The organism is Paenibacillus sp. FW126-R14 (assembly GCF_058789495.1).
The window spans coordinates 62,447-69,537 of the sequence record NZ_JBYTBS010000040.1 but is presented as its reverse complement, the minus strand read 5'-3'; the positions used below and the strand labels follow the sequence as shown (position 1 = coordinate 69,537).

The following is a 7,091-nucleotide window of genomic DNA, read 5'->3' as shown; positions in this document are numbered from 1 at the left end:
TCTTTGCAGATGAATTCGACAAAAATGCTCTAAAACCCTTGTGAAATAAGGATCTTTTGATTATTCAGCAAGCCCTATATACATGTTGGACGACATTATTCAGAAATGGTTGCGCTCTTCGTAACGATTTCCTTCTCCTGCACGGGAGCTTTTGGCTTTGCTTTAAATAAAATCAAACCGCAGATTAACACAGTCACCCCTATCGCCTTTTGAAACGTAAAAGGGACCTTATCCAGCCCGAACCAGCCTGCGGAATCCCACCATAATGCGCATAATAGCTGGGAGGCCATGACGATCGAAATCGCATAGCTCGGCCCCAGCAGCTTCACTCCGTTGACAACGCATGTCACGACGCCAATCCCCAGCAAACCGCTAAACCAAAACCATGGTTGCATAGGCTTCATCTCAAAAAAACCAATGCCGTCAAATATCAATCCCATAGAGATAGAAGCAAGGAATCCCATACCGAGCACAAGAGCCGTCGTAGCATGAGATCTAGCGGCTTCATTTACTTTACTGTTGAACATCGTTTGAACACTTATTAAGGAGCCAGCCGCCAAGGCCATCAAAATGCCCCATATCATAACTTCCTCTCCCCATTCTCGTAAATATTTCTGCCGGCTACATCCGTTAGCCCTTTCCGGTCTTTCACGATCAGTGTTTTTTTGCTCCGCTCAACCAGTCCTGCTTGGCTGAATCCCTGAAGAACCCGGTTCAAATGTCTGTAACTCGTCCCTATGAGGTTCGCTGTATCTTTCAAACTCGTCATGCTTACACCTGAAAAGGCCCCATTCTCGTCCTCCGTTGAAATAGACAAAAGATAACTGGCGGTCCTGACTTCTACCGGATAGAGAAGGTTAAAACTAAGCGAGATCGATTTCAGATAGAACTTGTCGGTCACCATATCAAGCAAAAATCGCAGAAACGATACTTCACCTTCATATTGGCTTAACCAACGTTTATGAAAGCCTATCGTCTCTACAGGGGACACCGCGGTTACGGTATTAAGGTTTTCCTTCCGTCTCAAACATTCGATTTCCCCAATTACGCCCAACGGGGTAGTAAAATTAACGAGTAAAGTTTTTCCTTCCGTTGAGGTTGTATATACTTTTACCTTTCCTTGCACAATAAAATGAATATATTGAGGTTCTTCACCCTGGAGACAAAGCGCCTCATCCGATTCAAAACGGTATAGAGCCAGATGCTGCCGCAACCCCTCAGGCAAAACATGTTCCAAGTCATATTGACGGAGATATTGTTTGATCCGATTCGTGTCCTTGATCTCTTTCATAGCCATCGCCCTCCCTTACCAGGCATTCTATTCTTTATTGTGTTAAAAATAAAATACCAATAACCATTAACCCGACTCCGACCCATTGTGATGTTCTCAAGCGAAGTGGAACGGAGCCGAACCAACCGATCTTCTCCAATATTAAGGTTACTGTGATTTGAGAAATCAGAACGGCCGATACGGTTAACGCGGCACCATTTAAGTGAAACGCCGTTATATTGCTAAACAGGATAAAAGCTGCAAAAGCCCCGCCGAACAGGTATGCCGGCTTCACCCGCTTAAAATTCTTCCATGACTTATCCCTTACTAGCCAAACGAGTAATAGTGCTGCAACGAATCCAGTCCCCTGAGTAAGCGCCGCTGCCTGCCAGGTTCCGATACTTTCACCGATAGTCGCATTAGCCGCCCCCTGTAAAGTCAGGAAAGCGCCGCCCAAACAAGCATAGATGACCCCTTTCATTCTCCTATATTCCTCCCTTCGTCTTCAATGCTCATTTTAATTTAACGGCAAGTTCAAGCAGCGGTAAAGGACATATGTCCTAATTTCAAACTACCGATAACTTAAGCAGAATAAAATATACAAAAAAAATTGCCGCATCTCCGGCTTTTAGACCAAGATAACGGCAATTTATTCCCTCATTTTTCGGTTTTCCAAAGCTGTTCAAGCAGAATCACGATCATCGTGCCTACAAGCAGTCCATTACTGAATATATATTGCAAAATAGACGGAAGTCCCTGGAAGATGTTCGAGGGTAGAAACATAAGTCCAATACTAATCAGCAGTGTGATGCCCAAGATCGTCAGTCGGCGTTGATCCAGTGTTTCCCTCAGAATCGACTGAAAAGCGATTCCGATCATTTGGACAAAGGATGCCAGCAGGGCTCCCGTGGCGATTGGGCCTGGCAGCAGCGCCAGAAAGTTCACGAGTACTGGAACTAAGGAAATACCCGATAAAGCCAGACAAGCCACAAGGAACGGACGAACCCGGGTCTGTTCGGTCAGTCGGATAAAACCCGCGGAAACCGGCAGCGGAACGACACCGATCGTTGAAAAGAAAGCACATAGCATATGAGAAATTCCTCCGACTATCCCGCCGCGGTTCAGCGTTTCTTTCAATGTCCCCGGAGTTTCCGGCACCACTTGGCTGACAGCCGAAACTGCAGCAATCGTATTGGAGACTATAATAAACGTAAACAGAATAGCTGTGATCACAATGCCTGCATTAAATTGCGGAATGCCCCAAGCAAATATTTCCGGCAGTTTGACCCAAGATCCGTTCGCGCTATGCATACCTGAGCTTTTGCCCAACAATGCATACAACAGCCACCCGGATAAGATTCCGATCAACACCGCATAGTTTTTGATCCACCCTTTGCCTCTGACAGATAGCAGGATGACGAGGATAAAGACGCCAAACGATATCGCTGCGGTTCCATAATCGGGCAGGGAGGCTTCCCCGTGTAAAGCCATCATCCCTTTCATGAAAACACCGCTAAGTTGAAGCGCTAAGATCAGAAGAAAGGAACCGGTAACCAGAGGGGTGAACAGGAAGAGCAAGCGATAGAAATACCCACTCAAGCCGAGAATAAGGAGAAGCAGACCTGCAATAATGAATCCGCCCTCCAAAATTTGCAGCGTTCCCTTCAAGCTTTGCCCCTGTCTGACAGCTACGTCAGCTAAAATGACAAACACACTGACCCATGAACCTGCGGGGCCATCCGCAATCGGGTACCGATGCCCTAACCATCCTTGGATGAAAGAGCTCAAGCCGACGACCAAGAATGTTCGCTGCATCAACGCCGATATTTCCTCGATCGACAAGTGAAAGATGCCGCCGATCACGATCGGTAATGCAAGAGAATTGGCCAGCAGGAAAATAAACCATTGAAATGTGCTTAAGCTGCCGTAGAACCGGCGATTTTGTGTTTCCATTAACCCCACCAAAGTCTCTCCGCTTTTATTTTACAGTAACATCGTTGAGCATCAGATAACCAATTGGATTCAGCGAGAATCCTTTTACATTCTTAGACGTTACGGCCACATGATCAATCGTACGAATCGGAATCAACGGGCTATCTTTCATTTCGATTTCTTGCGCTTTAGCGTAAATGGCTTTACGCTTCTCTACATCTTTTTCGCGGCGGCCATCCTCGATCAGTTGGTCCACTTCCGGATTCGTATAGAAAGCCAGGTTGCCTTTGCTGCCGTGAGAAGAGCTGTGGAACACATTGTACTGATTATAGTCCGCATCGCCGGTCGCGTTCCCCCAACCGCCGATAAACATGCTGTGTTCGCCTTTACCGGTAACATCCAGATAGGCTCCGTATTCCATCACCTTAATTTCGAGATCGATGCCAATCCCTTTCAACTGAGATTGAATCACTTCCGCCAGATTGATGCGTTCTTTTCTGTCATCTGTCACAATCGACGTTTTAAACCCATTCGGGAAGCCAGCCTCGGCAAGCAGTTCCTTCGCTTTATTGATGTTGTAATCGTACTCGCCCAATTTCGGATTAAAACCTATCATCTTAGGAGAAAGAGCTGAGATCGCTTTGCTGCCCACGCCGTTATAGACACCTTTGATAATAGAGTCCTTTTCAATGGCATAGGAGAATGCCTGACGAACGCGCGCATCATCGAACGGTTTCTTCTTCACATTAAACCCAATGTATTCGACCCCGAGCCCTTCGGTGCGAGCCAGCGTCATGGACGTTGAATTTTGCACACGGTTCAATTCGGTTACAGGCAACTGATCGCTGATCTGAACCTCACCCGATTCCACCATAGCGATCCGCGTAGTATCTTCAGGTACTACTTTATAAACAACCTTATCGACCTTCGGGATCTCTCCCCAGTAGCTGTCATTTTTGACAAAGACCATCTCTTGTCCTGGCGTCCAGGACTGGAATTTGAACGGCCCCGTTCCAATCGGATTTTTCGACAGCTTGTCACCTTTTTCCGCAATCGCTTTCGGGCTAAGGATGCTGCCTTCATTGCTGGCAAGTATGGACAGAATCGGAGCATACGGATAAGCCAGAATGAATTGCACCGTATAGTCATCCACAGCCTTCACTTGTTTTACCATGGAGAAATTGCTTGCTCTTGGCGAATTTACTTTTGGATCGAGCGCACGCTCCATCGTCTTCTGGACCGCTTCGGCCGTGAACGGCGTTCCGTCGTGGAAGGTCACGCCCTTGCGCAGCTTGAACTCCCAAGTTAAGTCATCTACCTGTTTCCATGCTTCTGCTAGAGCAGGCTTGTACTCCATATTCTTATCCGTCATGAGCAAACCTTCGTAAACCTTGCCAAAGATGTAATTGGCGGAAGGAATGTTGGTTATAAATTGTGGATCCAGATTGTTCGCATCCGCCTTTCTTGCGATGGTGAGCGTTCCGCCTGCTTTGGAAGCTTCCGCAGCTTTCCCATTATCTGCTATCGAATCCGGTGAGGAAGAGCATCCGGCCAACACGGTCATCCCTACAAGAGACATTGCGAGAACTCCGCCGAGAATAAAATTCTTTTTCATAGTAAATCCCCTTTACGAATAAGTGATCTTCTTATTTAGATAATAAATAATTTTCAGATTATTTAATTTCATAATCTTTACTTGTATTTATATAATCTTTACATCTTTTCATGGCATACATAAAAAAATACATAAAAAATGGCGGTGCTCAGGATGATCTCCCTGCATCGCCATTTCTTGTATTCGGTCCATTATTCGTTATGATATTAAATACCAGTGCTGATTGTGGCCGCCATTATCATACCATTGAATGGCCTGCCCGCCATCGGATGTCGATTGTCCCGACATATCCAATAACTTGCCGCTGCCTCGGTTCTTAATTTTCACGAGGTCTTTTTCGCCTGTCTGGATAATTTCCCATTCTTGATTCCACCCGTAATTGTTTGGCCATTGAATAACATTGGCCCCATCCGATGAAGATGCTCCGCTTACATCCAATAAATCTCCGCTGCCTACGTTTCTGATATGACAATATCCGTTCCCTAAATAATCGAGATACCATTTTTGATAAGCTGCTTCTACATTCGTGAATTGTTGAATAAGCGCACCGTCCGCTTGTTTATCCCCTCCGCTGACGGACAGCGCCTTTAAGCTGTTTTCATTAATAAGTCTAATAGCAATTGGGTTTCCGAATGCGTACGACGTCGAAGGTGCTGCGAATGACGATGTAGATACAACTAACACAAATACCAACACCGCTATCATTCCGTACCTAATTAGAGATTGTCTCATGAAAACACACTCCTCTTTTAATGTAATTTCTTAACTTGCGGCCTGTGGAATTTAAACACGAGTTTTATGTATTACATTTTAATCACCTCCCAACGTTTCTCATAGAAACCTATATTTGGAAATGACTTTAATCTTATCCTACACTAGAGAGATCACTCTTTTCATTGATATTTTCGGGGATATTCCTTACTAGGATGACAAATATGATCATGAAATTGGGAAGCCCGCAAACTGAAAGCAGGCTGCTATGCGCAAATCGGCAAAAAAGGCACAGCCCCCTCCCGAATGGAAGTTAAGCTATGCCTTTGGTTACTACAACGAACCGGAAACGATGTTCCCGCGATACAGCACCGCTTGACGCTCGGCTCTTCGCGCTACCGCTTCCGCCGAGCAGCCCGCATGAACAAGCACCGCGTTTGCTTCATCGCCGACGGCCGGCCAGACGCGGACGCCTTCCGCCGAAAGCGGAAGCTTGCCGCCCGTAATAAAGCCGAGCGCTTCCGCAAGCGAGCGCTCGTCACTCCAGCGGAACCGCTCCGCCAGACGTCCGACTCGTTCCAAGCTGTCCCCTTGGCCGAATGGGGACCAGTGATCAGTGATGCTGTCGTCGCCCAGCGACACGGAGACGCCCTTAAGCTTCAGGAGCGGAATCGGAATCGTCGCTCGGTTAATAGGCACCGTAGAGGTGATCGCGATGCCGAGCTGAGCAAACATGTCAGCCACCTCGCTTTGCAGCTCGACGGGGACGTCGGCCAGACCGAGGGCATGACTGACGGTTACGCGCCCCTGCCAACCCGCTTCCTCGGTTAGTGCGGCAAGCCTTTTGAAGGTGAATATGCCTAAATGACCGGGATCGTGAATGTGGACATCAACGTCAGCATCAGCCTCTACAGCCAGCTCCATAATCGTATGGAGCGATTTCTCGATGTTAAGATCGACCGTGGCCGGATCTACGCCCCCCATGGACGTCGCTCCCATGCGCAGCGCCTCGCGGGCCATTTCCACGACGTTGCTGCGCAGCAGACCGTGCTGCGGAAACGCTACGATTTCGCCGGACAGATTGCCTGCATAAGTTTCAAAAGCTTGCAGGGTCGCTTCAAGATTTTTCAAGCCGATATATGGATCAATGTTGCAATGGCTTCGGACATGGGTCGTGCCGTTCTTCTGCAGCAGCCCAAGCATCGCTTCCGCCCGCTCTCTGGCTGTCGGCAGCAGCTGAGTCAGCAGCGTCTCTTCTTCTTTTAAGCGAGTAAAAATATTCACCGGCGGCGAACAAGCTTTCCATGGCCCTCCGTAATACGTTTTATCGATATGAATATGCATATCGCGAAACGCCGGAAGCAGCAGCAGGTTCTTAGCATCTTGCTGAGGCAAATCGCTGTCTAAGGCTGTGCCCGCAGAGACGATTTGTGCAATCTTCCCCTCCTCAATGAGGAGATGACAGATTTCCGTCTCCGTTCCAGCGATTCTTCCATCCTCATAGCGGTAGCCACTCTCCAAACTGACGTTCGTTAGCCAATAAGCACTTGTCATACTCATGTT

General features: G+C 47.5%; 7 protein-coding genes. All 7 read right to left on the bottom strand.

Going from position 1 to position 7,091, the window contains the following annotated elements; all coding sequences use genetic code 11:
- Positions 1–95 precede the first annotated feature (95 nt).
- Complete coding sequence (locus tag AC3WRW_RS22520; protein ID WP_492548532.1) at positions 96–584, bottom strand: DMT family transporter; 489 nt, start codon at positions 582–584, stop codon at positions 96–98.
- The gene (locus AC3WRW_RS22515) at positions 581–1,291 is read right to left on the bottom strand and encodes a Crp/Fnr family transcriptional regulator (RefSeq protein ID WP_492548531.1); all 711 of its coding nucleotides are present in this window, start codon (positions 1,289–1,291) and stop codon (positions 581–583) included. The genes AC3WRW_RS22520 and AC3WRW_RS22515 overlap by 4 nt, the downstream gene beginning before the upstream one ends.
- Before the next feature lie 34 nt (positions 1,292–1,325).
- Positions 1,326–1,751, bottom strand: coding sequence for a DMT family transporter (locus AC3WRW_RS22510; protein ID WP_492548530.1), 426 nt, complete (start codon positions 1,749–1,751; stop codon positions 1,326–1,328).
- 176 nt (positions 1,752–1,927) lie between these two features.
- On the bottom strand, positions 1,928–3,223 hold the full coding sequence (locus AC3WRW_RS22505) for a purine/pyrimidine permease (protein ID WP_492548529.1): 1,296 nt from the start codon (positions 3,221–3,223) through the stop codon (positions 1,928–1,930).
- 25 nt (positions 3,224–3,248) lie between these two features.
- The gene (locus AC3WRW_RS22500; RefSeq protein ID WP_492548528.1) at positions 3,249–4,817 is read right to left on the bottom strand and encodes a glutathione ABC transporter substrate-binding protein; all 1,569 of its coding nucleotides are present in this window, start codon (positions 4,815–4,817) and stop codon (positions 3,249–3,251) included.
- Between the two features lie 198 nt (positions 4,818–5,015).
- Positions 5,016–5,549, bottom strand: a complete 534-nt coding sequence (locus AC3WRW_RS22495) for an RICIN domain-containing protein (RefSeq protein WP_492548527.1) — start codon at positions 5,547–5,549, stop codon at positions 5,016–5,018.
- 312 nt (positions 5,550–5,861) lie between these two features.
- Entirely contained in the window at positions 5,862–7,088 is a 1,227-nt protein-coding gene (locus AC3WRW_RS22490) for an amidohydrolase family protein (RefSeq protein WP_492548526.1), read from the bottom strand.
- Positions 7,089–7,091 lie beyond the last annotated feature (3 nt).

Coding starts and splice junctions, on each gene's coding strand:
- AC3WRW_RS22495 (WP_492548527.1), bottom strand. CDS start 5,549: ATGAGACAATCTCTAATTAGGTACGGAATGATAGCGGTGTTGGTATTT.
- AC3WRW_RS22510 (WP_492548530.1), bottom strand. CDS start 1,751: ATGAAAGGGGTCATCTATGCTTGTTTGGGCGGCGCTTTCCTGACTTTA.
- AC3WRW_RS22490 (WP_492548526.1), bottom strand. CDS start 7,088: ATGAGTATGACAAGTGCTTATTGGCTAACGAACGTCAGTTTGGAGAGT.
- AC3WRW_RS22500 (WP_492548528.1), bottom strand. CDS start 4,817: ATGAAAAAGAATTTTATTCTCGGCGGAGTTCTCGCAATGTCTCTTGTA.
- AC3WRW_RS22520 (WP_492548532.1), bottom strand. CDS start 584: ATGATATGGGGCATTTTGATGGCCTTGGCGGCTGGCTCCTTAATAAGT.
- AC3WRW_RS22505 (WP_492548529.1), bottom strand. CDS start 3,223: ATGGAAACACAAAATCGCCGGTTCTACGGCAGCTTAAGCACATTTCAA.
- AC3WRW_RS22515 (WP_492548531.1), bottom strand. CDS start 1,291: ATGAAAGAGATCAAGGACACGAATCGGATCAAACAATATCTCCGTCAA.